General features: G+C 61.6%; 20 protein-coding genes. 13 read left to right on the forward strand and 7 right to left on the reverse strand.

All coding sequences use genetic code 11. From position 1 onward, the window contains the following. Positions 1-4: 4 nt before the first annotated feature. Entirely contained in the window at positions 5-460 is a 456-nt protein-coding gene (locus PF66_RS23810) for a DUF721 domain-containing protein (protein ID WP_054061135.1), read from the reverse strand. A 308-nt stretch (positions 461-768) separates the two neighbouring features. Here PF66_RS23810 and secA point away from each other — a divergent pair, with 308 nt between their 5' ends. The 3 genes from secA to PF66_RS23825 all read left to right on the forward strand — a co-directional run bounded on the left by secA (position 769) and on the right by PF66_RS23825 (position 5890). After that, positions 769-3510 carry a preprotein translocase subunit SecA gene (gene secA, locus PF66_RS23815; protein WP_054063996.1) on the forward strand — a complete coding sequence of 914 codons (2742 nt, stop codon included), beginning with the start codon at positions 769-771 and terminating at the stop codon, positions 3508-3510. A gap of 120 nt (positions 3511-3630) precedes the next feature. Next, positions 3631-4848 (forward strand): bifunctional glutamate N-acetyltransferase/amino-acid acetyltransferase ArgJ, encoded by a 1218-nt coding sequence (gene argJ / locus PF66_RS23820; RefSeq protein WP_054063997.1) that lies wholly within the window; start codon positions 3631-3633, stop codon positions 4846-4848. Between the two features lie 100 nt (positions 4849-4948). Beyond that, positions 4949-5890, forward strand: coding sequence for a Nudix family hydrolase (locus PF66_RS23825; RefSeq protein ID WP_054063998.1), 942 nt, complete (start codon positions 4949-4951; stop codon positions 5888-5890). A gap of 130 nt (positions 5891-6020) precedes the next feature. Here the strand turns inward: PF66_RS23825 and PF66_RS23830 are convergent, their stop codons facing one another. From PF66_RS23830 to PF66_RS23845, 4 genes are all read right to left on the reverse strand, one after another. Beyond that, complete coding sequence (locus PF66_RS23830) at positions 6021-6605, reverse strand: cob(I)yrinic acid a,c-diamide adenosyltransferase (protein WP_054061139.1); 585 nt, start codon at positions 6603-6605, stop codon at positions 6021-6023. 2 nt (positions 6606-6607) lie between these two features. Then, positions 6608-8644 (reverse strand): sensor histidine kinase, encoded by a 2037-nt coding sequence (locus PF66_RS23835; protein ID WP_054063999.1) that lies wholly within the window; start codon positions 8642-8644, stop codon positions 6608-6610. Between the two features lie 152 nt (positions 8645-8796). After that, positions 8797-9714 carry a putative 2-dehydropantoate 2-reductase gene (locus tag PF66_RS23840; RefSeq protein WP_054064000.1) on the reverse strand — a complete coding sequence of 306 codons (918 nt, stop codon included), beginning with the start codon at positions 9712-9714 and terminating at the stop codon, positions 8797-8799. Further along, positions 9714-10667, reverse strand: a complete 954-nt coding sequence (locus tag PF66_RS23845; RefSeq protein ID WP_054056512.1) for a GGDEF domain-containing response regulator — start codon at positions 10665-10667, stop codon at positions 9714-9716. The genes PF66_RS23840 and PF66_RS23845 overlap by 1 nt, the downstream gene beginning before the upstream one ends. 121 nt (positions 10668-10788) lie before the next feature. Here PF66_RS23845 and PF66_RS23850 point away from each other — a divergent pair, with 121 nt between their 5' ends. After that, complete coding sequence (locus PF66_RS23850) at positions 10789-11274, forward strand: YajQ family cyclic di-GMP-binding protein (RefSeq protein ID WP_054056511.1); 486 nt, start codon at positions 10789-10791, stop codon at positions 11272-11274. Positions 11275-11397: 123 nt separating this feature from the next. Next, a complete protein-coding gene (locus PF66_RS23855; protein ID WP_054056510.1) occupies positions 11398-12240 on the forward strand; it encodes a mechanosensitive ion channel family protein in 843 nt (280 codons plus the stop codon). Between the two features lie 273 nt (positions 12241-12513). Here the strand turns inward: PF66_RS23855 and PF66_RS23860 are convergent, their stop codons facing one another. Next, positions 12514-13884, reverse strand: a complete 1371-nt coding sequence (locus tag PF66_RS23860; RefSeq protein WP_054064001.1) for an OprD family porin — start codon at positions 13882-13884, stop codon at positions 12514-12516. Between the two features lie 948 nt (positions 13885-14832). On the opposite strand from PF66_RS23860, the gene PF66_RS23865 reads away from it, so the two are divergent. Both PF66_RS23865 and PF66_RS23870 read left to right on the forward strand, forming a co-directional pair. Further along, the gene (locus PF66_RS23865) at positions 14833-15264 is read left to right on the forward strand and encodes an HIT domain-containing protein (protein WP_054064002.1); all 432 of its coding nucleotides are present in this window, start codon (positions 14833-14835) and stop codon (positions 15262-15264) included. Continuing rightward, a complete protein-coding gene (locus PF66_RS23870) occupies positions 15261-15467 on the forward strand; it encodes a SlyX family protein (protein ID WP_054056507.1) in 207 nt (68 codons plus the stop codon). The genes PF66_RS23865 and PF66_RS23870 overlap by 4 nt, the downstream gene beginning before the upstream one ends. 83 nt (positions 15468-15550) lie before the next feature. On the opposite strand, the gene PF66_RS33690 is transcribed toward PF66_RS23870, so the two are convergent. Next, positions 15551-16156: a cold-shock protein gene (locus tag PF66_RS33690; RefSeq protein ID WP_054056506.1), complete on the reverse strand. Its 606-nt coding sequence runs from the start codon at positions 16154-16156 to the stop codon at positions 15551-15553. Between the two features lie 296 nt (positions 16157-16452). Between PF66_RS33690 and PF66_RS23880 the strand changes: the two genes are divergently transcribed. The 6 genes from PF66_RS23880 to ruvC all read left to right on the forward strand — a co-directional run bounded on the left by PF66_RS23880 (position 16453) and on the right by ruvC (position 21327). After that, complete coding sequence (locus PF66_RS23880; RefSeq protein WP_054056505.1) at positions 16453-16923, forward strand: Dps family protein; 471 nt, start codon at positions 16453-16455, stop codon at positions 16921-16923. 240 nt (positions 16924-17163) lie between these two features. Beyond that, the gene (locus PF66_RS23885; protein ID WP_054056504.1) at positions 17164-17499 is read left to right on the forward strand and encodes a ribbon-helix-helix domain-containing protein; all 336 of its coding nucleotides are present in this window, start codon (positions 17164-17166) and stop codon (positions 17497-17499) included. Positions 17500-17680: 181 nt separating this feature from the next. Further along, entirely contained in the window at positions 17681-17902 is a 222-nt protein-coding gene (locus PF66_RS23890) for an FmdB family zinc ribbon protein (RefSeq protein WP_026145498.1), read from the forward strand. A gap of 94 nt (positions 17903-17996) precedes the next feature. Beyond that, positions 17997-19772 (forward strand): aspartate--tRNA ligase, encoded by a 1776-nt coding sequence (aspS, locus tag PF66_RS23895; RefSeq protein ID WP_054056503.1) that lies wholly within the window; start codon positions 17997-17999, stop codon positions 19770-19772. Positions 19773-19906: 134 nt separating this feature from the next. Then, on the forward strand, positions 19907-20653 hold the full coding sequence (locus PF66_RS23900) for a YebC/PmpR family DNA-binding transcriptional regulator (protein WP_054056502.1): 747 nt from the start codon (positions 19907-19909) through the stop codon (positions 20651-20653). 149 nt (positions 20654-20802) lie between these two features. Continuing rightward, positions 20803-21327, forward strand: a complete 525-nt coding sequence (gene ruvC / locus PF66_RS23905) for a crossover junction endodeoxyribonuclease RuvC (RefSeq protein WP_054056501.1) — start codon at positions 20803-20805, stop codon at positions 21325-21327. The last annotated feature ends 68 nt before the right edge of the window (positions 21328-21395 follow it).

Raw genomic sequence — 21395 nt, forward strand, 5'->3', positions numbered from 1 at the left:
CGACTCAGGCCTTGGGGCGGGCGTGGCTGGCCAGGCGTTCGAGGGCGGCGCGCAGTTTCGGGTCGCTGATGCCCTCGGCCGTCTCCTGGATGGTTTGCGCCGCGTTGGCGGAGAGGTCCAGGGTGTGACCGGCGGCGCCCTGCTGGACGGTCGGTGGTTGCACCTTGAACAGGATACGGATCAGCCCGCTGAACACGTCGAAGGCCTGCAACTGCCGTTGCAGACGCTTCTGCTGGTAGCGCAGGCGGGTCGCCCAGTGCCCGTCGGTGACGATCAGCAACAGGGTGCCTTCACGCCACGACGCCACGTGACAGTGCTCGCGGGCAGCCGGCTGCAACTGGGTTTCCACCAGTCGCTGCAGGTGCGCGAGGCGCTGGGCGTGGCCGAAAATCGCCTTCAGCGGCTTGGCTTCGCGAAGCAGGACGGCGGGCGCCCGGGCCGGGAGAGGGCGAAATGCCATGATTTGGACACCTTAGGTAACAGAGCCGCCATGGTAGCAGAAACCGCCTGCACAGCCGGTCCCCATTGATGCGGGCCGGCTTTGCCCCTAAAGTCTGCACCCAAGTTCCGGGCTTGATGGCTTGAAGTTCGGGAAAAAGACCCTATTTTAGAGTGGCCCCGTAAAAGCGCTGTGCCAGTATCGTGGAATAACGCCACTTTTCTCACCACCGTTTCCGGGTAGAATACTCGTTCGCATGCGGCCATGAGGGCTGCTCGGGCGACTCTTGGGGCCGCCCTCCATCCCTATGTGTGGAAGAACCTGCCGATATGTTTGCGCCTTTGTTAAAGAAACTTTTTGGAAGCAAGAACGAGCGTGAAGTCAAACGCATGCTCAAGACGGTACAGATCGTCAATGCCTTCGAAGAGCAAATGGTGGCCCTTTCGGACGAGCAGTTGCGCGCCAAGACCGGAGAGTTCAAGGCCCGCATAGCCCAAGGTGAAACCCTCGACAAGATCCTGCCGGAGGCTTTCGCCGTTGCCCGTGAGGCCGGCAAGCGTGTCATGGGCATGCGCCACTTCGACGTGCAGTTGATCGGCGGCATGACCTTGCACGAAGGCAAGATCGCGGAAATGCGTACCGGTGAGGGTAAAACCCTGGTGGCAACCCTGGGTGTTTACCTCAACGCACTGTCCGGCAAGGGCGTGCACGTGGTGACGGTGAACGACTACCTGGCTCGCCGCGACGCCAACTGGATGCGTCCGTTGTATGAATTCCTCGGTCTGACGGTGGGGGTGGTCACCCCGTTCCAGCCGCCGGAAGAGAAGCGTGCCGCCTACGCCGCCGACATCACCTACGGCACCAACAATGAATTCGGTTTCGACTACCTGCGCGACAACATGGCGTTCAGCATGGAAGAGAAGTTCCAGCGCGAGCTGAACTTCGCCGTGATCGACGAAGTCGACTCCATCCTGATCGACGAAGCCCGTACCCCGCTGATCATTTCCGGCCAGGCCGAAGACAGCTCGCGGTTGTACACCGAGATCAACAAGCTGATCCCGCGACTGACCCAGCACGTCGAGGAAGTCGAGGGCGTGGTGACCCAGGAAGGTCATTTCACCATCGACGAGAAGACCCGCCAGGTCGAACTGAACGAGGCCGGTCACCAGTACATCGAGGAAATGCTCACCCAGGTCGGCCTGCTGGCCGAGGGCGAGAGCCTGTACTCGGCGCCCAACCTGGGCCTGTTGACCCACGTCTATGCCGGCCTGCGTGCGCACAAGCTGTTCCACCGCAACGTCGAGTACATCGTGCAGGATGGCCAGGTGGTCCTGGTCGACGAGCACACCGGTCGTACCATGCCGGGCCGCCGCCTGTCCGAGGGCCTGCACCAGGCCATCGAAGCGAAGGAAAACCTGAACATCCAGGCCGAAAGCCAGACCTTGGCTTCGACCACCTTCCAGAACTACTTCCGTCTCTATACCAAGCTGTCCGGCATGACCGGTACCGCCGACACCGAAGCGTTCGAGTTCCATCAGATCTACGGTCTGTCGGTGATGGTGATCCCGCCGAACAAGCCGCTGGCGCGCAAGGACTACAACGACCTGGTGTTCCTGACCGCCGAAGAGAAGTACGCGGCGATCATTGCCGATATCGAGGAGTCCCTCAAGCAGGGCCGTCCGGTGCTGGTGGGTACCGCGACCATCGAGACCTCCGAGCACATGTCCAACCTGCTCAAGCAGAAGGGCATCGAGCACAAGGTCCTGAACGCCAAGTTCCACGAGAAGGAAGCGGAAATCATTGCCCAGGCCGGTCGTCCGGGCGCGCTGACCATCGCCACCAACATGGCCGGTCGTGGTACCGACATCCTGTTGGGCGGCAACTGGGAAGTCGAAGTCGCCTCCCTGGAGAACCCGACACCGGAGCAGATCGCGCAGATCAAGGCTGATTGGCAGAAGCGCCACCAGCAGGTGCTCGAGGCGGGTGGCCTGCAGGTGATCGCTTCCGAGCGTCACGAATCGCGGCGTATCGACAACCAGTTGCGCGGTCGTGCCGGTCGCCAGGGCGACGCCGGTTCCAGCCGCTTCTACCTGTCCCTGGAAGACAGCCTGATGCGTATCTTCGCCTCCGATCGGGTGAAGAACTTCATGAAGGCCCTGGGCATGCAGCCGGGCGAGGCGATCGAGCACCGCATGGTGACCAACGCCATCGAGAAGGCCCAGCGCAAGGTCGAAGGCCGTAACTTCGATATCCGCAAGCAACTGCTCGAGTTCGACGACGTCAACAACGAACAGCGTAAAGTGATCTATCACATGCGTAACACGTTGCTGGCTGCCGACAATATCGGCGAAACCATCGCCGACTTCCGTCAGGACGTGCTCAACGCCACCGTCAGCGCCCATATTCCTCCACAGTCGCTGCCCGAGCAGTGGGATGTGGCGGGCCTGGAGTCGGCCATCGAGAGCGATTTCGGCGTGAAGCTGCCGATCCAGCAATGGCTCGACGAAGACGATCACCTGTACGAGGAAACCCTGCGCGAGAAGCTGCTCAACGAGTTGCTGGCGGCGTACAACGAGAAGGAAGATCAGGCCGGCGCCGAAGCCCTGCGCACCTTCGAGAAGCAGATCGTGCTGCGTGTGCTGGACGACCTGTGGAAAGACCACCTGTCGACCATGGACCACCTGCGTCACGGTATCCACCTGCGCGGTTATGCGCAGAAGAACCCGAAGCAGGAGTACAAGCGCGAGTCGTTCACCCTGTTCTCCGAACTGCTGGACTCGATCAAGCGCGACTCGATCCGCGTGCTCTCCCACGTTCAGGTGCGCCGCGAAGATCCGGCCGAAGAGGAAGCCCGCCTGCGTCGCGAAGCCGAGGCACTGGCCCAGCGCATGCAGTTCCAGCACGCCGAGGCGCCTGGCCTGGAAGCGTCGGAAGCCGAGCAGCAGGGTGAAGAGGTCGATGTCGCCCTGGCCACCGCACCGGTACGCAACGAACAGAAACTGGGCCGCAACGAACTGTGCTACTGCGGTTCGGGCAAGAAGTACAAACACTGTCACGGCCAGATCAACTAAGGTTTCTGCCGGACACTGAAACACCCGCGCCGCGACCGGCATCAGCCGTCGCGGCGTTTTTCCATTTGAAACACTGTCCGTTGTGGCGACAGTGCATATCACCTTGAGAGGAGCGCATTCATGGCTGTTGGTCTTGGTCCTTTGCCAACGTTGCACCCGGTCGCCGGTTTTGAACTCGGTATCGCCTCGGCCGGAATCAAGCGCCCCGGGCGCAAGGACGTGGTCGTGATGCGTTGTGCCGAAGGTTCCACGGTGGCTGGCGTGTTCACCCTCAATGCCTTCTGCGCGGCGCCGGTGATCCTGGCCAGGCAGCGCGTGCAGGGCACGGTACGTTACCTGCTGACCAACACCGGCAACGCCAACGCCGGCACCGGTGAGCCCGGCCTGGCCGCTGCCGCGCGCACCTGTGCCAAGCTGGCCGAGCTGGCGGGTGTCGATGCCGAGGCCGTGCTGCCGTACTCCACCGGGGTGATTGGCGAGCCGCTGCCGGTCGAGAAGATCGAGGGTGCCTTGCAGGCGGCCCTGGACGACCTGTCCGTGGACAACTGGGCCGCTGCCGCCACCGGCATCATGACCACCGATACTCTGCCCAAGGGCGCCAGCCGCCAGTTCCAGCATGACGGCGTGACCGTCACCGTGACCGGCATCAGCAAGGGCGCCGGGATGATTCGCCCGAACATGGCGACCATGCTCGGCTACATCGCCACCGATGCCAAGGTTTCCCGCGAAGTCCTGCAGAACCTGATGCTCGACGGCGCCAACAAGTCGTTCAACCGCATCACCATCGATGGCGACACCTCGACCAACGACTGCTGCATGCTCATCGCCACCGGTCAGGCCAACCTGCCGGAAATCACCGAAGCCAGCGGCCCGCTGTTCGCCGCGCTGAAACAGGCGGTGTTCGAAGTCTGCATGGAAGTGGCCCAGGCCATCGTTCGCGATGGTGAAGGTGCAACCAAGTTCGTCACTGTCGAAGTCAACGGTGGCGGCACCCACCAGGAATGCCTGGATGTCGGTTACACCGTGGCTCACTCGCCACTGATCAAGACCGCGCTGTTCGCTTCCGACCCGAACTGGGGTCGTATCCTGGCGGCGGTGGGGCGTGCCGGCGTACCGAACCTGGACGTGAGCAAGATCGACGTGTTCCTGGGCGAAGTGTGCATCGCCAGCCGTGGCGCTCGTGCCGCGACCTACACCGAGGAGCAGGGGGCGGCGGTGATGTCCCGTGAAGAAATCACCATCCGCATCGAGTTGGGCCGCGGTGACTGCAGCGAAACCATCTGGACCACCGATCTGTCCCACGAATACGTGAAGATCAACGCGGAATACCGTACGTAAGTACCCGCGTCCCTGTGGGAGTCATCGCGAATGGCTCCCACGGCTTGCCGGACGAGGCTGTTCAGCTTCGGTGGATGGCAGATTTATAGGAGCTTTCAGCGTGAAACGCGTACATGTGGCTGCGGCCGTTATTCGAGGCAACGATGGGCGGATCCTGATCGCCCGGCGTGCCGACTCCCAGCACCAGGGTGGCCTGTGGGAATTCCCTGGCGGCAAGGTCGAGGAGGGCGAAGCGGTCCAGGCGGCACTGGCCCGCGAGCTGCAGGAAGAGCTGGGCATCGTGGTGACCGAAGCCCGCCCGCTGATCAAGGTGCAGCACGATTATCCGGACAAGCAGGTGTTGCTGGATGTCTGGGAGGTTTCGGCCTTCACCGGCGAGCCTCACGGTGCCGAGGGCCAGCCACTGGCCTGGGTGACGGCGCGGGAATTGCCGAACTACGAGTTCCCGGCGGCCAACCAGCCGATCGTCGCCGCTGCCCGTTTGCCGGGCGAATACCTGATCACCCCGGATGGCCTGGAGACTGCGCAACTGTTGCAGGGCATCCAGAAGGCGATTGCCGGCGGCATCAGGCTGGTCCAGTTGCGTGCACCGAATGGTTTCGATCCCAAGTACCGCGATCTGGCGGTCGATGCGGTCGGGCTGTGTGCCGGCAAGGCGCAATTGATGCTCAAGGGGCCGTTCGAGTGGCTGGGGGATTTCCCTTCGGCCGGTTGGCATATCACCTCCGCACAACTGCGCAAGTACGCGGCTGCCGGACGTCCGCTGCCCAGGGAGCGCTGGCTGGCGGCGTCCTGCCATGATGCCGAGGAGTTGGCATTGGCCGAGCAGATGGGCGTGGATTTCGTTACCTTGTCGCCGGTGCAGCCAACTCGGACCCACCCGGATGCGCAACCTCTGGGTTGGGAGCGGGCCGGACAACTGATCGCCGGTTTCAACAGGCCGGTTTATCTGCTGGGTGGGGTTGGCCCTGGTGATTTGTCGCGTGCCTGGGAAAGCGGTGCCCAGGGTGTGGCCGGCATTCGGGCGTTCTGGCCGGACTGATGGCCTGAAGACCAAGCCGGATTTATCCGCGGATGGCCCTCGGGCCATGTTCCAGCAGTACCGTCGCATTCGCGGATAAATCCGGCTTCCACCGTTATCCCGCTTTCACAGGAAGATCGGGAGGGGATTGTCAGTGGGAAACCGGCTTCTTGGCCGCTTCCCACAGGACCTCGGCAATCTTCTCGCGTCGGGCAATCAGCCTGGCGGTGACGAAAAACAGATCCGACAGCCGATTGATGTAGGCCATGCCCACGCCGCCCAGCGGCTCCAGGGCATTGAGCTCCTGGCAGCGGCGTTCGGCACTGCGTGCCAGGCTGCGGCAGACGTGGGCCTGGGCAATCAGCATCGACCCGCCTGGCAGGATGAAATTCTCCAGAGGGCCGAGTTCTTCGTTCCAGCGGTCGATAACGGCTTCCAGCCGTTCGATTTCGCTCTTGTCCAGCGCCTGGTACTCCGGCATGGCCAACTCGCCGCCGAGGTCGAACAGCCGATGCTGGCAAGGCGCAAGCACCTCGATCACCTCCTCCAGTTCCGGGTGGATCACCACCAGTTCCGCCAGCCCCGCCAGGAGCAGCCCAAGCTGGCTGTTGAGGCTGTCGACCTCGCCGATGGCCTCGATCCGTGGATGGTTCTTGGGTACGCGACGACCGTCGCCCAGCCCGGTTTCGCCGGTGTCACCGGTCCTTGTATAAATCTTCGACAGGCGAAAACCCATGGTTACAACTCCGTTTTATTGAGTTCGGGAAGCAGGGCCTGGTTGCTGGCCAGCGGCAGGCGCAGGGTGAAGCAGGTGCCCTGGCCGGGAGTCGACTGCACTTCCATCTGGCCCTTGTGGTTGTTGGTGATGATGAAATAGGACACCGACAGTCCGAGGCCGGTGCCCTGGCCGATCTCCTTGGTGGTGAAAAACGGTTCGAAGGTGCGCTTGCGGATGCTTTCGGGCATGCCGATGCCATTGTCCTCGACCTGGATTTCCGCCCAGGGCGGATTCAGCCGGGTGCGCAGGGTGATGCGCCCCGGTTCGCGGTCGTCGTCACGCTGGTGGATGGCCTGGGCGGCATTCTTCAGCAGGTTCAGCAGCACTTGCTCCAGTTCGTTGGCGGTACCGGGCACCGGCCCGAGCAGCGGATCGAACTGGCGGATGATGGCCTGGCCCTTGAAGTCGAAGCCGATGGCCAGGTCGAAATCGTTACCGGCGATCTCCACGGCCTGGTCGATCAGCGCCGGCAGGTCGCAAGGCGCCATTTCCCGCTTGCTGCGCCGGCTGAAACTGAGCATGTGGGTGACGATCTTCGCCGCCCGTGCCCCGGCCTGCTGGATGCCGTCGAGCAACTGCGGCACTTCGCGGCTGGTGAGGTACTGGTTGACGGTGCCCAGGTCGATACCGGCCTGTTCGGCGTATTCGAGGTTTTTCGGCAAATCCGAGGACAGGCGCCGACGGATGTTCTGCACGTTGTGCAGGATCGCCCCCAGCGGATTGTTGATCTCGTGGGCCATGCCGGCGGCCAGCCCACCGACCGAGAGCATTTTCTCCGACTGCACCATCATCTCTTCCAGGGACAGGCGCTGGGTGATGTCGTCGATCCGGATCACCACGCCGCGGCCGGCCCCCCCCATCAGCGGGTAGAAGGTCAGCGCATAGTGGCGGGCTTCGTCGTCCTTGATCCAGGTGACCCGCTCGATCTTCGCCACGGTGTGCTGCTCGACGGTGTCCTTGAGTTGCGGCAGGAAGGGCTTGAGCGGTTCGAAGGCGAGGAAGATCGGCTGGTTCAGCGCTTCGTCCAGGCGGGTCCCGGAAAGCGCGCTGGCCTCCTGGTTCCACTGGGTGACGTACAGCTGTTCGTCGAGGGCGATCAGCGCCGAGGGCATGGAGTCGATGATGCTGTTGAGGTAGTTCTGAAAGCCCGTGAGTTTCTTCTCGATCTTGCTGCGGACCTGGACTTCGAGTTCGAGCTTGCGGTTGGTATGGCGGGTTTCTTCGGCCAGCCCCTGGGCCTGGTCGTAGGCCGCCTGAGACTCGTCGCGGGCGCGCTTGAGCTGCTGCTCGCGGGCTTCGATGCGCGAGAGCATGGTATTGAAGGCTTCGGCCAGGCTGCCGATCTCATCGTGGTTGCCCCGTGATGCGCGCAGCGAATAGTTTTCTTCGCGGGTGACCTGGCGCGACAGCTCCTCCAGTTCATGGATGGGGCGGGTGATCAGTCGCTTGATCTGCCGGGCGATGATCAGCCACAGCAGCACGCTGAAGATCAGGATGCCGAGGCTGGCGGTCAGGGTCCCGGTGTAGAAGGCCACCGGCAGTTCGCTGCTGGCCACCAGCAGCAGGTGCCCGGGCGCCTGCCCGGGACGGGGCATGTCGATGACCTGGTTGCTGCGAAACTCGGTCAGGCGCCAGGCCTCGACGTGCCGATAGCGTTCCGGCAATTTCAGGCGGTCGCTGTGTTGCAGTTGGGCCAGCCGCTCGCCCTTGCCGTCATAGATGGCGGCGGCCCGCAGGGGTGAATAGGTGTTGAGTTCCTTGAGCAGGGCTTCGGCGTTGTCCGGGGATTCCAGGGCCCGGCTGGCGAGGCTCGGGTTCGATACCAGCCGGCCAATGGTCTGCAGCGCCTGGGGGGCCATGCTTTCCTGGGAGATCCAGTAGGCGGCGCTGATGAAGGTCAGGTTGGCGACCAGCAGTACGGTGATCAGCAGTACCAGCAACGCGGCGAGGAGTTTCTGACCGACCGGGAGGTTTTCTAGGCGCTGGCGCAGGGGCATCACGGGTCCTGTCTGGCAAGGGGGGAGGAAGCGGCGGGCCTCGATCGGGCCTGACCGTCACTGAGTGTATCAAACCGTCGATTTTTGCCGCGGCTTTTGCAAAGGCGCGGATTGAACGCTTCGCAGCGATATGAGGGTAGCCCGACTGTCGATCAGTCGCTTGGCAAGCCGTGGCTGGCCAGGTGCGTGGTCAGCCGCTCGTGCAGTTGTTCCAGGTGCGGCAGGCTCAGCTGGTGGCGTGCCGCCGCCGCGCAGGCATAACCCAGCAGGTAGCTGATTTCGGTACGCCGACTGTGGGCGACATCCTGGTACATGGAGGAGTAGTTCGCGGCCGTGGCCTGTATCACTCGCTGCACTTCAGCGTGCAGGTCCTCGGCGGCCGCTGGCTGGCCGCAGCACTCCAGCAGTTCCGTCAGTTCGGCGCAGAGGGTGGCCACTTCGCAATGATGCTCGAGCAGGCCACCGTTGCGGCAGCCGTAGAGCACCGTCAACGGGTTGATGGCGCAGTTCAGCGCCAGCTTGCGCCACAGCCGGGTCAGGATCCGGGTGTTCCATTCGTGGGGAATACCCGCCCGGGTCAGGTCTTCCAGCCACAGGGGCGGCTCGGGGTGGGCCGCATCGCCGAGCCAGGTGAAGCCATGGCCGGCGAACACCACCCGCCAGTCTTCCTCGCGAAACGCGCCTTCGGTGCTGGAGGCGAAGAGGCAACGGACGCCCGGAGCCAGCGCCGCCACCGCATCCTGGCTGCCGAGGCCGTTCTGCAGCAGGATCAGCTCGGCATTGTCGCTCAGGCGCGGGAGCAGCCGGGCCACCGCGGCTGGCGCGTCATAGGCCTTGCAGGCGACCAGCAGGCGGGTAATCGGTTCGTTGGCGTCGCCGGTCTCGGCGGGAATGGCGAACGACTGTGCCTGGCCCTGTTCCACCAGGGTCAGGCCGCCACTGGCCTCGTAGGCTGCCAGACGGGCCGGGTCGCGCAGGATCAGCCTGACCGGCAGCCCCGCCCGTGCCAGGCGTGCGGCCCACAGGCTGCCCAGGCTGCCGGCACCGAGGACATGCCAGGGGCTGCCCATCAGTCGCGGGCCGGCAGGCGCTTGGCGCTGACCACGCCGTCGGCATAGGACTGCGCCAGCAGTTGCGCGGCTTCATCGAACAGGGTCTGCTGGTCCAGGGGCAGGCACTTGCTGTCCAGGCCCACCAGGCTGATGCCGGCCTTCAGCTCGACCGGCCCCTCGTTGGTCATGAACGGCTTGAGATTCAGGCCGTCATACAGGCGCTTGAAGCTGCTCGGGGCGCAATCGCGCAGGTCGGGCGGCATGGTCATGAGCACGAAATGCTGGTCATCCAGGCGTGCCAGCACATCCAGCGGCCGCACCAGTTGCTGCAGGCGGCGGGCGATGCCTTGCAGCAGCTCGTCGTAGAAGTCGATGCCATACTCGCGCTGCAGCTCGCCCGCCTGCTGGACACCGATCAGCAGGTAACAGATGGCACCGCCACGGGCCTGCACCTGGCGCAGGCTGTCGGTCAGCTTCTGGCGCAGGTAGCGGGAGTTGCCCAGGCCCGTCAGGGAGTCGACGAGGTTGCGCTGTTCGAGGCTGGCAATGTTCTGGCGCAGCAGGCGGTTTTCCTGGCGCAGGCGCTGCAGGGTGCTGCACTGGCGATCGGCAGCCAGTACGCGGGTCAACAACAGGCGCTCGATATCTTCCGGGGCGATCAGGTCGTCGATGTCGTTGGGCGAAGCATCATCGAGCAGAGCGAGCGGCGCTTGCGAACTGATCAGCAACACATAGGTGTAGTGATCGTTCATCTCGTCGCGCTGCCTGACCTTTTCCGCCAGCTTCAGCCCGGACTCGCCGGCGCAGACCACCACGCTGGCGGCACGCTGGTCGATCTGTTCCAGGGCCAGGATCGCGTCGTTGGCCTGGCGTATGTCCTGATATCCCGCACGCTGGAGGCTGCTGCCAAAGGCGCTGCTCACCAGATGATCATCACTCACCAGCAAAATGCTCAGGTCCGGGTTAGGCATGGGGGGCTCTTAAGTGAATGAGTGGGAGGAAGAACCGTTATAATGCTGGCGGATTTTAACCGTCAAACCCGGCGCGCTCCATCGGTATCGGGCGCGCCAAGATTAAATTTGGAGAAATCGCATGCCGTCGTTCGACGTGGTATCCGAACTGGACAAACACGAAGTCACCAACGCCGTCGAGAACGCCGTCAAGGAGCTGGACCGTCGTTATGACCTCAAGGGCAAGGGCTCCTTCGAGTTCAAGGACAAGGAACAGACCGTCAGCATGACGGCCGAGGCCGAGTTCCAGCTGGAGGCGATGCTGGAGATCCTGCGCATGGCCCTGGTCAAGCGCAAGATCGATGTGAAATGCCTGGAGGTCAAGGATGCCTACGCTTCCGGCAAGGTGATGAAGCAGGAAGCGACCTTCAAGGAAGGCATCGACAAGGAGATGGCGAAGAAGATCGTCGCGCACATCAAGGATTCCAAGCTGAAGGTGCAGGCGGCCATCCAGGGTGAGCAGGTCCGCGTCACCGGCAAGAAGCGTGACGACCTGCAGGAAGCCATTGCTAACCTGCGGGCCAAGGAATTCGACCTGCCGCTGCAATTCAACAACTTCCGCGACTGATACGGTCCGCCAGGGAACCTCTGGAAGTTATCGGCGTCGGAGGGCCCAGGCGCGGCAGAAACGGTTGAGCCCGTGGGGTATCGGTCGTTTCACCGGGCAATCGCACGATAACAGGAGAGAACAATGGATCTGAACGCGGAAATGGATCATCTCATCAAGGCCTCCCAGGCCTGGATACCGATGATCATGGAGTACGGCAGCCGGGTGCTGCTGGCGATCGTCACCCTGGCCGTGGGCTGGTGGCTGATCAACAAGCTGACCGCCAAACTGGGCAAGCTGCTGGCCTTGCGCAATGCGGATCTGGCGTTGCAGGGCTTCATCAGCAGTCTCTCGAACATCGCCCTCAAGGTCATGCTCAGTATCAGTGTGGCGTCGATGATCGGCGTGGCGACCACGTCGTTCGTGGCCGCGATCGGTGCCGCGGGCCTGGCCATCGGCCTGGCGTTGCAGGGCAGCCTGGCGAACTTCGCCGGCGGGGTGCTGATCCTGATGTTCCGGCCGTTCCGCATCGGTGACACGATCACCGCGCAAGGCATTACCGGTACCGTCGACAACATCCAGATCTTCCACACCATCCTGCGCACCGGCGACAACCAGACGGTGATCATGCCCAACGGCAACCTGTCGAACGGCATCATCACCAACATCAACCGCCAGGCCACGCGCAAGGTGGTGTTCGATGTGGGCGTGGATTACGAAGCCGATCTGCAGAAGGCCCGCGAAGTGTTGCTGGAGCTGGCCAAGGACGAGCGCGTACTCGCCGACCCGGCGCCGGCGGCGGTGGTCTCGGCGTTGGGCGACAGTTCTATCACCGTTTCCCTGCGGGTGTGGACGAAGACCTCCGATTACTGGGACCTGATGTTCAAGTTCAATGAGCATGCACGGGATCGCCTCAAGGAAGCCGGAATCGATATTCCGTTTCCACAGCGGGTCATTCGGGTGATGCAGGAAACGCCGGTTAAATAAGCTGGCCCATATCTGTGCGAGCAGTCCGGTACCAATGAAAGGGACCCCCAGGAGGGTCCCTTTTTATTGTTAGCATTTTAATGAAGGCTTCGGGTGGTGTAGTTCCGGCTGGCGCCGAGTGGTATGGGGGAAGACAAGTACCGGAAACAGCTTTGTATTCAATGCGTTGTTTTTGTTAGCTGGCTATTCAGTAGTTAGCGATGGTTTTCTTTTCCACAGGCAATAAAAAGGCCCATCACAAGGATGGGCCTTTCTTCAAGCGAGTATCGCTGATTACTTCTTGGCGATAGCCATCAGGTCGAGTGGGTACTCGGTGATCAGGCGGAACTCGTTGATGTTGCCTTCGCCTTCGTCGGCGTTGGCACGGTGCCAGGCTTGACGAGCGCGGAAGGACAGGTCTTTCAGAGGACCAGACTGGACCACGTATTTGGCTTCCAGGTTGGTTTCGTGGTGACGGCCATCGCTGCCGTACAGAGGGTTGCCGTCGTTGTCGCGGTACCGGCTGTTGGCGGCGAGATGGGTGCCATCAATGCCTTCGCCATGGACATAACGAGCCATGAAGCTCAGGCCTGGGACGCCGTATTCAGCCATCTTGATGTCATAGCGCAGCTGTACCGAACGCTCGCCTGGGGCGTTGAAGTCGGAGTACTGGATGGAGTTGGCCAGGAAGATCGAGTCGCCACCACGGTTGTTGTTACCCACACCGATGTAGTCGAACGGGGTATCGCCGTGAACCTTCTGGTATGCCAGGGTGATGGTGTGGGCCTTCAGGAACGAGTAGGCGGTTGCGAACGAGTAGGCGGTGTTGCTGATATCGCCAGCCAGGCTCTTGCCGGTATCGGTGGTGCGATACAGGTTGAAGTCGAAGTTCAGTGACTGGTCGGAAGCCAGGCCCAGAGTGTAGTTCACGTTGGCATAGTACTGGTTCCAGATGTCCTCGAGCTTGGCACCATACAGCGAAGCGGTCAGGTCTGGAGTGATTGCGTATTTGCCGCCAGCGTAGTCGATGCTCTTGGCTGCAACACCGGCATAGGTTGCGAACAGGTTGCCGTTGTGGCGAGTCTGGTCCTGGCTGCTGCCACCGGTGAAGTGGCCGGCTTCCAGATCCAGGTCTTTGACTTCACTGCTCTGCAGTTGCAGGCCGCTGGCGGTCTGTTGGAACAGACGGGAACCGCCGACTGCAAATACGGGGGCGGTGCTCGGCTGGAAGTCACCGACTTTCAGTTCGGTCTTGGAGACGCGGAACTTGATCGCCGCACCAGCTTTCCCGAAGCTGTTGTTGTTGTCGCGAACGCCATTGGCATCAGCGACGCTGCGGCTGATGTTGCCCGAGCCGGATTCTTTGTCCTGGCCGCTGAGCAGGAAGCCTGCGTCGCCATAGCCTTCAACTGCCACACCAACGGTGCCTTGGGTGTAACCCGAGCTGAACTTGCCCAGGAAGCCCTGGGTCCAGTCTTCCTGGTCCTTGGCGGTGTTTTTGCGGTCACGGTTGAAGTAGTAGTTCTTCAGAACCACACCTGCCGAAGCGCCTTCAACGAAACCCTTGGCATCGGCCTGGTCGGTCACGAAAGGTTCAGCCATTGCCAATTGAGTGCCTGCTGCCGAAACGGCCAGGGCGATCATGCTCCACTTCATCACGCGCATCGTGATTTGCTCCTTTGGTTTTTAGGAAGAGTACTGCCGTCCCACCTGTATTTTTATCTGGGCGGCTCTTTCTTTTTGTGTCGGCGCAAACTTATATCACGCTGACAAACTTGGCGATACTTGCTCACCTATCCTTGCGGCTTCTTTACGAGCGTGTCGCAAAAAGCTCGCTCCATGTCGCAAATACACAGCCTTTTATTGGCTGTGCAACTCAGCGCAGTTTTCGGACCCATGAGCATAGATAAGAAATACATATGTTCAAGCTCCGAACTGTCGCTGGTTGCACTGTACTGCTTTGTTACCGTGTCGCGGAGCTTCAGCGTCCGATCAGGCCCTCTGTGGCGACTGTGTCGTAACTCAATGCAACAAGCATGCACAAAGTCGAAAAATCGCCAGAAAATATTTCCATGACTGCCTGGTCACGCTGAAACCCTTATGAAACCTGGGGGCAGCACCGTGGCTCGTGGTGCTTGACGTATTACTTTCCCTTGTGCTGCTAATCCATTGATTACCTGTAAAAAGCCAAAAACGTTACCGGTTCACACCGTCTGCGGGGTAACCGGTGGGCAAAAGGTGCACCAAGAATAGTCGCTCTGTGTGCTTTTGGTGCAGAGCTGCCTGTAGGCTGTTGCCGATCGTACAGTCACCGTTTTCCTGTGAAAGGCTGTGCCAAGGATGGCATGGCGGATCAGGAAAGGTTTTCAGGAAAAGATGACGCTTTGATTATGCCGCAGCATTTTTTTGCTGCCGGCCGAGAACGGTGCAGACCGGTTCCGTAATGGTGCGTGAGGGTCGGGGCCCGTTCGTGGGCCGGATCATTCGCCGCTATCGGCAGCCGTACGGTGAACTGGCGGGCGAACGCGGGTATCCTGAGCGTCTTGCCTGCGGGGCGGTCGTCGTCGGACTGCCGGCCCGGTCAGGCCAATCAGTCAAGCAGGAGTGTTTACGGTGTTCGTTCTCGATTCGCGTCTTCAACAAGACACCTTGCCGATGGGCGACTTTCCGTTGTGTCGCCTGCTGTTATCCAACGATTCGAACTACCCCTGGTTCATTCTGGTGCCGCGGCGTGCGGACATCAGCGAGGTGTTCGAGCTGGACGCAGCGGACCAGGCGCAGTTGTGGCATGAAACCGCCGCGCTGGCCCAGGCTCTCAAGCAGGCCTTCAAGGCGGACAAGATGAATGTCGCGGCCCTGGGCAACGTGGTCAGCCAGTTGCACATGCATGTCATCGTTCGTCATCGGGGCGATGCGGCCTGGCCTGCGCCAGTCTGGGGCAAGCACCCGGCCAGGCCCTATGCCGAGGCGGAGGTTGCCGCGATCCGCGAGCGGCTGGGTTCGGTACTGGCCGACGGCTTTTCCTTTGTGCAGGCGCACTCATGAACCTGGAAGAACGTGTTACCGAGCTGGAAACCCGTCTGGCGTTCCAGGATGACACCATCCAGGCGCTCAACGATGTGCTGGTGGGGCAGCAGCGGGAAGTGGAGCGTCTGCAATTGCAGATGGCCGCCCTGATCAAGCGTCATGAGGAAATGCTGGGGCAATTCGGCATTGCCGAGGATGAGGCGCCACCGCCCCATTACTGAAGCTGGCCAGACCGGGTTGGCAGGCATGAAAAAACCGCGAGCCGTCTGACGGCATCGCGGTTTTTTTTCGAGCGGGAAAAGACTCAGCGACGCGGCGATGCCGCCACCACGTCTTCGGCCTGCAGGCCCTTGTCCCGGTTCATCACCGAGAACTCCACGCGCTGGCCTTCGACCAGAACGCGGTGGCCTTCGCCCCGAATGGCGCGAAAGTGCACGAAAATATCATCGCCGGAGTCCCGCGAGATAAAGCCGAAGCCCTTGGAGGTGTTGAACCACTTCACAGTGCCGGTATCGCGGTTGCTCATGTCGTAGTTGTGCGAAGCGGTCGATGGCGAGGACTTCTTGTAGAAACTGACCGCCAGATGCAGCAGTACGGCAATCACCGCGGCTGCCAGACTCAGCAGTACGGCAGGCTGGCCGGCGATCATCGGCAGGGGGGCGAGCAGTACCAGGATCTGCAGCACGACCGCGAGGATCAGCAGGGCGCTGACCAGGTTTTGCAGTTGATGACGAGGACCCTTGTTCCAGTAGGGAATCACTGGTGCGAGGATCAGGTTGAGCAAGCCGAAGAATGCCAGGTACAGCGCATCGGGTTGTTGCAGGTAGGGCAGGGCTTCGGATCGCAGGCTGGGTATAAAGGAAAGCAGCAGGGCGACGGCGCCCGTTAGCAGGTGGACGATTTTCAACATTTGATTGACTCACTCAAGATTGATAACACGGAAGAGCTGGCAGCCCACGGTTCGCTTCTGACAAAAAAAGGTGAGGCGTTGGGCACGTGTTCTACCAGCCTATGCGTCGTGCCAAGGTGCGGCATGACGACACGCTATCTATTTAACAGCAAAGCCCGGGCCTTCTCAAATCAACGGCTTGAGCGGTCCTGAGGGGCTCTGGGGCGCAGTTCCCCGGTGCTGCACGGGCCGGCGAGTCTTGCTAGAGTGGTCCTACACCTTCAAGGTGTGACTTCAATCACGTCAAGGGGATGCATATGGCTATTGATATCGGTATCAGCGAAGCAGACCGCAAGTCCATCGTCGAAGGGCTCTCCCGTCTGCTGTCGGATACCTATGTGCTCTATCTGAAGACCCACAACTTCCACTGGAACGTCAGCGGCCCGATGTTTCGGACCCTGCACTTGATGTTTGAAGAGCAATACAACGAGCTGGCGCTGGCCGTGGACCTGATTGCCGAGCGGATCCGGGCGCTCGGCTTCCCGGCTCCGGGTACCTATTCGACCTATGCCCGCCTGTCTTCGATCAAGGAGGAGGAAGGGGTGCCGAGCGCCGAGGAGATGATCCGGCAGCTGGTGCAGGGGCAGGAGGCGGTGACTCGTACCGCGCGTGGCATTTTCCCGTTGCTGGACAAGGTCAGCGATGAGCCGACCGCCGACCTGCTGACCCAGCGCATGCAGGTGCATGAGAAGACCGCCTGGATGCTGCGGGCCCTGTTGGAAGACTGATACGTGGCGCACGGGTGAGCCGCCGGCTCATTCGTGCGGGCCCCGCGAAACATGCCCATGGGTCAGGGCGGCAGCCATTCTTGCGGTACGGCGCCGACGTTCCTCGTTTTCTGGTCGCTTCATCCTACGCAGGCCATGGTTCGGTCTGCTGGATAAGGAATTTTGCCTAATGTTTCATGTAGGTGAGATTTTCCAAGAGCGCCCTTATTCAAGGGCGTGCAGCGACGGAGTGCGAGGAAGATGGTGCAGTTGAATCAGTGTTTGGGGGACTCCGGTCTGTTTCGCAAGGCCAGGCCCGATCCCATGTTGCTGGAGTTTGATATCGGCTTGGCCAAGCCGGTTTCGCGGTCCGTTCGCCTGAACGGCTTTGCGACCTGCCTGCGCCTTGAAGAGGTGTACTGGAAAGTGCTGGCCGACATGGCCGGCATCAACAAGTGCACGGTCAATGCATTGCTGTCCAATGTCGATATGGAAGTGCATCTGCGTTATGGGGGGGTAAAGAATTTCAGTGGCCTGATACGCGTCGTCTGCATGGTGCACCTGCTGACGCTGGGTCGCTTGCAGCATTCGACCTGAAGGTGTCTCTCCCGTGCCGCCAGCCACCGGTCGTGATGGGGTAGGCGACTGGAGGGAGCGGGATGGCCGGTCATACGGCTGCAAAGCCTCGATTTAACAGATATAATCCCGCTCTTTGCTGCATGGCCCGACTCTGGGCTCGGGCAGCAGTGATGTCGTTATCTGATTGTCGAGACGCCCCATGCCCATGTACGACTACCAATGCGCTTCCTGCGGTCATCAGCTGGAAGCCATTCAGAAAATCAGCGCCCCTCCTCTGGTCGATTGCCCTGCCTGCCAGGCGCCAGAGCTGAAGAAGATGCTTTCTATGCCGGGCTTCCGCCTCAGCGGTACCGGTTGGTACGAGACCGATTTCAAGACCGGCGCCAAGAAAAACCTGGCCGGTGGCGACAAAGCCGACTGAAAATGAGCGACACGAGCGGGCTCTGACACGCCAGGGACACCGGGGTGTGCCAGACCTCCACCGAATTCGAATTACGAGAAGTGAAACCACGACCATGATGCGCAGCCATTATTGCGGCCAACTGAACGAGAGCCTGGAAGGCCAGGAAGTCACCCTTTGCGGATGGGTCCACCGTCGTCGCGACCATGGCGGGGTGATTTTCCTCGATATCCGTGACCGCGAGGGCCTGGCCCAGGTGGTCTTCGACCCGGATCGCGCCCAGACCTTTGCCACCGCTGACCGTGTGCGCAGCGAGTACGTGGTGAAGATCACCGGCAAGGTGCGCCTGCGTCCGGCCGGTGCCGGCAACGCCAACATGGCGTCGGGCATGATCGAAGTGCTGGGCTACGAGCTGGAAGTGCTGAACGAAGCGGAAACCCCGCCGTTCCCGCTCAACGAATACTCCGACGTCGGCGAGGAAACCCGCCTGCGCTATCGCTTCATCGACCTGCGTCGTCCGGAAATGGCCGAGAAGCTGCGCCTGCGTTCGCGCATGACCACCAGCATCCGTCGCTACCTGGACGAGAACGGCTTCCTCGACGTCGAGACGCCGATCTTGACCCGTGCGACCCCGGAAGGCGCCCGCGACTACCTGGTACCGAGCCGTACCCACGCCGGCAGCTTCTTCGCCCTGCCGCAATCGCCACAGCTGTTCAAGCAACTGCTGATGGTGGCCGGCTTCGACCGCTACTACCAGATCGCCAAGTGCTTCCGCGACGAAGACCTGCGCGCCGACCGCCAGCCGGAATTCACCCAGATCGACATCGAGACCAGCTTCCTCGATGAAAAGGACATCATGGGCCTGACCGAAGGCATGATCCGCAACCTGTTCAAGGAAGTGCTGGGTCTGGAATTCGGCGAATTCCCGCACATGACCTGGGACGAGGCCATGCGCCGCTACGGTTCCGACAAGCCGGACCTGCGTATCCCGCTGGAGCTGGTGGACGTTGCCGACCAGCTCAAGGACGTCGAATTCAAGGTCTTCAGCGGCCCGGCCAACGATCCGAAGTGCCGTATCGCCGCACTGCGCGTGCCTGGCGGCGCGAGCATGCCGCGCAGCAAGATCGACGACTACACCAAGTTCGTCGGCATCTACGGTGCCAAGGGCCTGGCGTACATCAAGGTCAACGAGCGCGCCAAGGGTGTGGAAGGCCTGCAGTCGCCGATCGTCAAGAACATCCCCGAGGCCAACCTCAACGTCATCCTCGATCGCGTGGGTGCGGTCGATGGCGACATCGTGTTCTTCGGCGCCGACAAGACCAAGATCGTCTGCGAGGCCCTGGGCGCGCTGCGGATCAAGGTCGGTCACGACCTGGAGCTGCTCACCAGCGAGTGGGCACCGATGTGGGTCGTCGACTTCCCGATGTTCGAAGAGAACGACGACGGCAGCTTCACCGCACTGCACCACCCGTTCACCGCGCCGAAGTGCACCCCTGAAGAGCTGGAGGCCAACCCGGCCGGCGCCCTGTCGCGTGCCTACGACATGGTCCTGAACGGCACCGAGCTGGGTGGCGGTTCGATCCGTATCCACCGCAAGGAAATGCAACAGGCGGTGTTCCGTCTGCTGGGCATCAACGAAGCGGAACAGGAAGAGAAGTTCGGCTTCCTGCTCGACGCCCTGAAGTACGGTGCTCCACCCCATGGTGGCCTGGCCTTCGGTCTGGACCGCCTGGTGATGCTGATGACCGGCGCCCAGTCGATCCGTGAAGTGATCGCCTTCCCGAAAACCCAGAGCGCGGCCTGTGTCATGACCCAGGCTCCAGGTCTGGTGGACGCCAAGGCCCTGCGCGAATTGCACATTCGCCTGCGCGAAACACCCAAGGCCGAGTAATCCGGCTCTTGTGGGCGCATCCTAGGATGCGCCCTTTCTTTTATACGGTTCGAAATTTCTGTTTGCCGGTCGGCGCCCATGGCGCGACGGGCAATGTTTCACGGCAATATTTCAAAAGAGCATCGGAGCGAGTTATGGCGGGTCATTCCAAGTGGGCGAACATCAAGCACCGCAAAGAACGTCAGGATGCCAAGAAGGGCAAGATCTTCACCAAGTGGATTCGTGAGCTGACGGTCGCTGCCCGCCAGGGCGGCGCTGATCCGGGTTCCAACCCGCGCTTGCGCCTGGCGCTGGACAAGGCCCTGGGCGCCAACATGAGCCGCGACATCATCGATCGCGCGGTCGCCCGGGGTGCCGGCAACGCCGACACCGACGACATGGTCGAGCTGAGCTACGAAGGCTACGGCCCGGGCGGGGTGGCGGTGATGGTCGAATGCATGACCGACAACCGCAACCGTACCGCTGCCGCCGTGCGTCATGCGTTCAGCAAGTGTGGCGGCAACCTCGGCACCGACGGTTCGGTGGCCTACCTGTTCGAACGCAAGGGGCAGATCTCCTTTGCGCCGGGTATCGATGAGGACTCGCTCATGGAAGCCGCCATGGAGGCCGATGCCGACGACGTGGTAACCAACGAGGACGGCTCCATCGACGTGTTCACCTCGTTCTCCGGTTTCTATGCCGTGCGCAATGCCCTGGAAGCGGCCGGCTTCAAGGCGGGAGACGCGGAAATCGTCATGCTGCCGACCACCAGCGCCGAACTCGATCTCGAAGGGGCGGAAAAGGTCCTGAAGCTGATCGACATGCTCGAAGACCTGGACGATGTGCAAAACGTCTATTCCAACGCCGACATTCCCCAGGCGGTGCTGGAACAGCTCGGCTGACCGCTGCATGCCCCTGTTCCCCAGGGGCCTGATCCGCTGTCCGGGAGGAGCGGGGCGCTATCCTCCCGGCAGTCCTCTATCGACCTGCATGCATATACAGTAGATACTGCGCGTCATTGGCAGGCTTTCTCGATCGAACCGCAGGCGTTATGACTCTTATTCTTGGTATCGACCCAGGTTCGCGGATCACCGGTTACGGTGTGGTGCGCGATACCGGGCGTGGTTGTGTCTATGTGGCGTCGGGCTGCATCCGTACCGGCAGCGGTGAGCTGCATGAGCGCTTGCAGGTGGTCTACCGCAGCGTGCGCGAGGTGATCCAGACCTACGGCCCGGTGACCATGGGCATCGAAAAGGTGTTCATGGCGAAAAACGCCGACTCGGCACTCAAGCTCGGCCAGGCCCGTGGCGCGGCGATCGTTGCCGGTGCCGAGGAAAACCTGGAAATCGCCGAATACACCGCGACCCAGGTCAAGCAGGCGGTTGCCGGGACGGGTGGGGCTAACAAGGAGCAGGTGATGCTGATGGTGATGCATCTGCTCAAGCTGACCAGCAAGCCGCAGGTCGACGCCTCCGACGCCCTGGCGATCGCCCTGTGTCATGCCCACACCCGTTCGAGCCTGTTGCCCCACGGATTGGGGGCGGCAAGGACCCGTGGCGGTCGCCTGCGTCTCTGATAGCATCATCAGCTTAAACAATTTTGCTTGTCGATAGAGCTTCCTGCCGGATGATGGCGAATCTATCG

Source organism: Pseudomonas asplenii, from assembly GCF_001293465.1.
Lineage (GTDB): Bacteria > Pseudomonadota > Gammaproteobacteria > Pseudomonadales > Pseudomonadaceae > Aquipseudomonas > Aquipseudomonas fuscovaginae_B.

What these genes read in the sequence shown, in the direction of transcription:
- PF66_RS23880 (WP_054056505.1), top strand. Translation starts at nt 16,453, where the DNA reads ATGGCTATTGATATCGGTATCAGCGAAGCAGACCGCAAGTCCATCGTC.
- PF66_RS23900 (WP_054056502.1), top strand. Translation starts at nt 19,907, where the DNA reads ATGGCGGGTCATTCCAAGTGGGCGAACATCAAGCACCGCAAAGAACGT.
- argJ (WP_054063997.1), top strand. Translation starts at nt 3,631, where the DNA reads ATGGCTGTTGGTCTTGGTCCTTTGCCAACGTTGCACCCGGTCGCCGGT.
- PF66_RS33690 (WP_054056506.1), bottom strand. Translation starts at nt 16,156, where the DNA reads ATGTTGAAAATCGTCCACCTGCTAACGGGCGCCGTCGCCCTGCTGCTT.
- aspS (WP_054056503.1), top strand. Translation starts at nt 17,997, where the DNA reads ATGATGCGCAGCCATTATTGCGGCCAACTGAACGAGAGCCTGGAAGGC.
- PF66_RS23830 (WP_054061139.1), bottom strand. Translation starts at nt 6,605, where the DNA reads ATGGGTTTTCGCCTGTCGAAGATTTATACAAGGACCGGTGACACCGGC.
- secA (WP_054063996.1), top strand. Translation starts at nt 769, where the DNA reads ATGTTTGCGCCTTTGTTAAAGAAACTTTTTGGAAGCAAGAACGAGCGT.
- PF66_RS23860 (WP_054064001.1), bottom strand. Translation starts at nt 13,884, where the DNA reads ATGCGCGTGATGAAGTGGAGCATGATCGCCCTGGCCGTTTCGGCAGCA.
- PF66_RS23845 (WP_054056512.1), bottom strand. Translation starts at nt 10,667, where the DNA reads ATGCCTAACCCGGACCTGAGCATTTTGCTGGTGAGTGATGATCATCTG.
- PF66_RS23810 (WP_054061135.1), bottom strand. Translation starts at nt 460, where the DNA reads ATGGCATTTCGCCCTCTCCCGGCCCGGGCGCCCGCCGTCCTGCTTCGC.
- PF66_RS23835 (WP_054063999.1), bottom strand. Translation starts at nt 8,644, where the DNA reads ATGCCCCTGCGCCAGCGCCTAGAAAACCTCCCGGTCGGTCAGAAACTC.
- PF66_RS23850 (WP_054056511.1), top strand. Translation starts at nt 10,789, where the DNA reads ATGCCGTCGTTCGACGTGGTATCCGAACTGGACAAACACGAAGTCACC.
- PF66_RS23840 (WP_054064000.1), bottom strand. Translation starts at nt 9,714, where the DNA reads ATGGGCAGCCCCTGGCATGTCCTCGGTGCCGGCAGCCTGGGCAGCCTG.
- PF66_RS23855 (WP_054056510.1), top strand. Translation starts at nt 11,398, where the DNA reads ATGGATCTGAACGCGGAAATGGATCATCTCATCAAGGCCTCCCAGGCC.
- PF66_RS23890 (WP_026145498.1), top strand. Translation starts at nt 17,681, where the DNA reads ATGCCCATGTACGACTACCAATGCGCTTCCTGCGGTCATCAGCTGGAA.
- PF66_RS23885 (WP_054056504.1), top strand. Translation starts at nt 17,164, where the DNA reads ATGGTGCAGTTGAATCAGTGTTTGGGGGACTCCGGTCTGTTTCGCAAG.
- ruvC (WP_054056501.1), top strand. Translation starts at nt 20,803, where the DNA reads ATGACTCTTATTCTTGGTATCGACCCAGGTTCGCGGATCACCGGTTAC.
- PF66_RS23870 (WP_054056507.1), top strand. Translation starts at nt 15,261, where the DNA reads ATGAACCTGGAAGAACGTGTTACCGAGCTGGAAACCCGTCTGGCGTTC.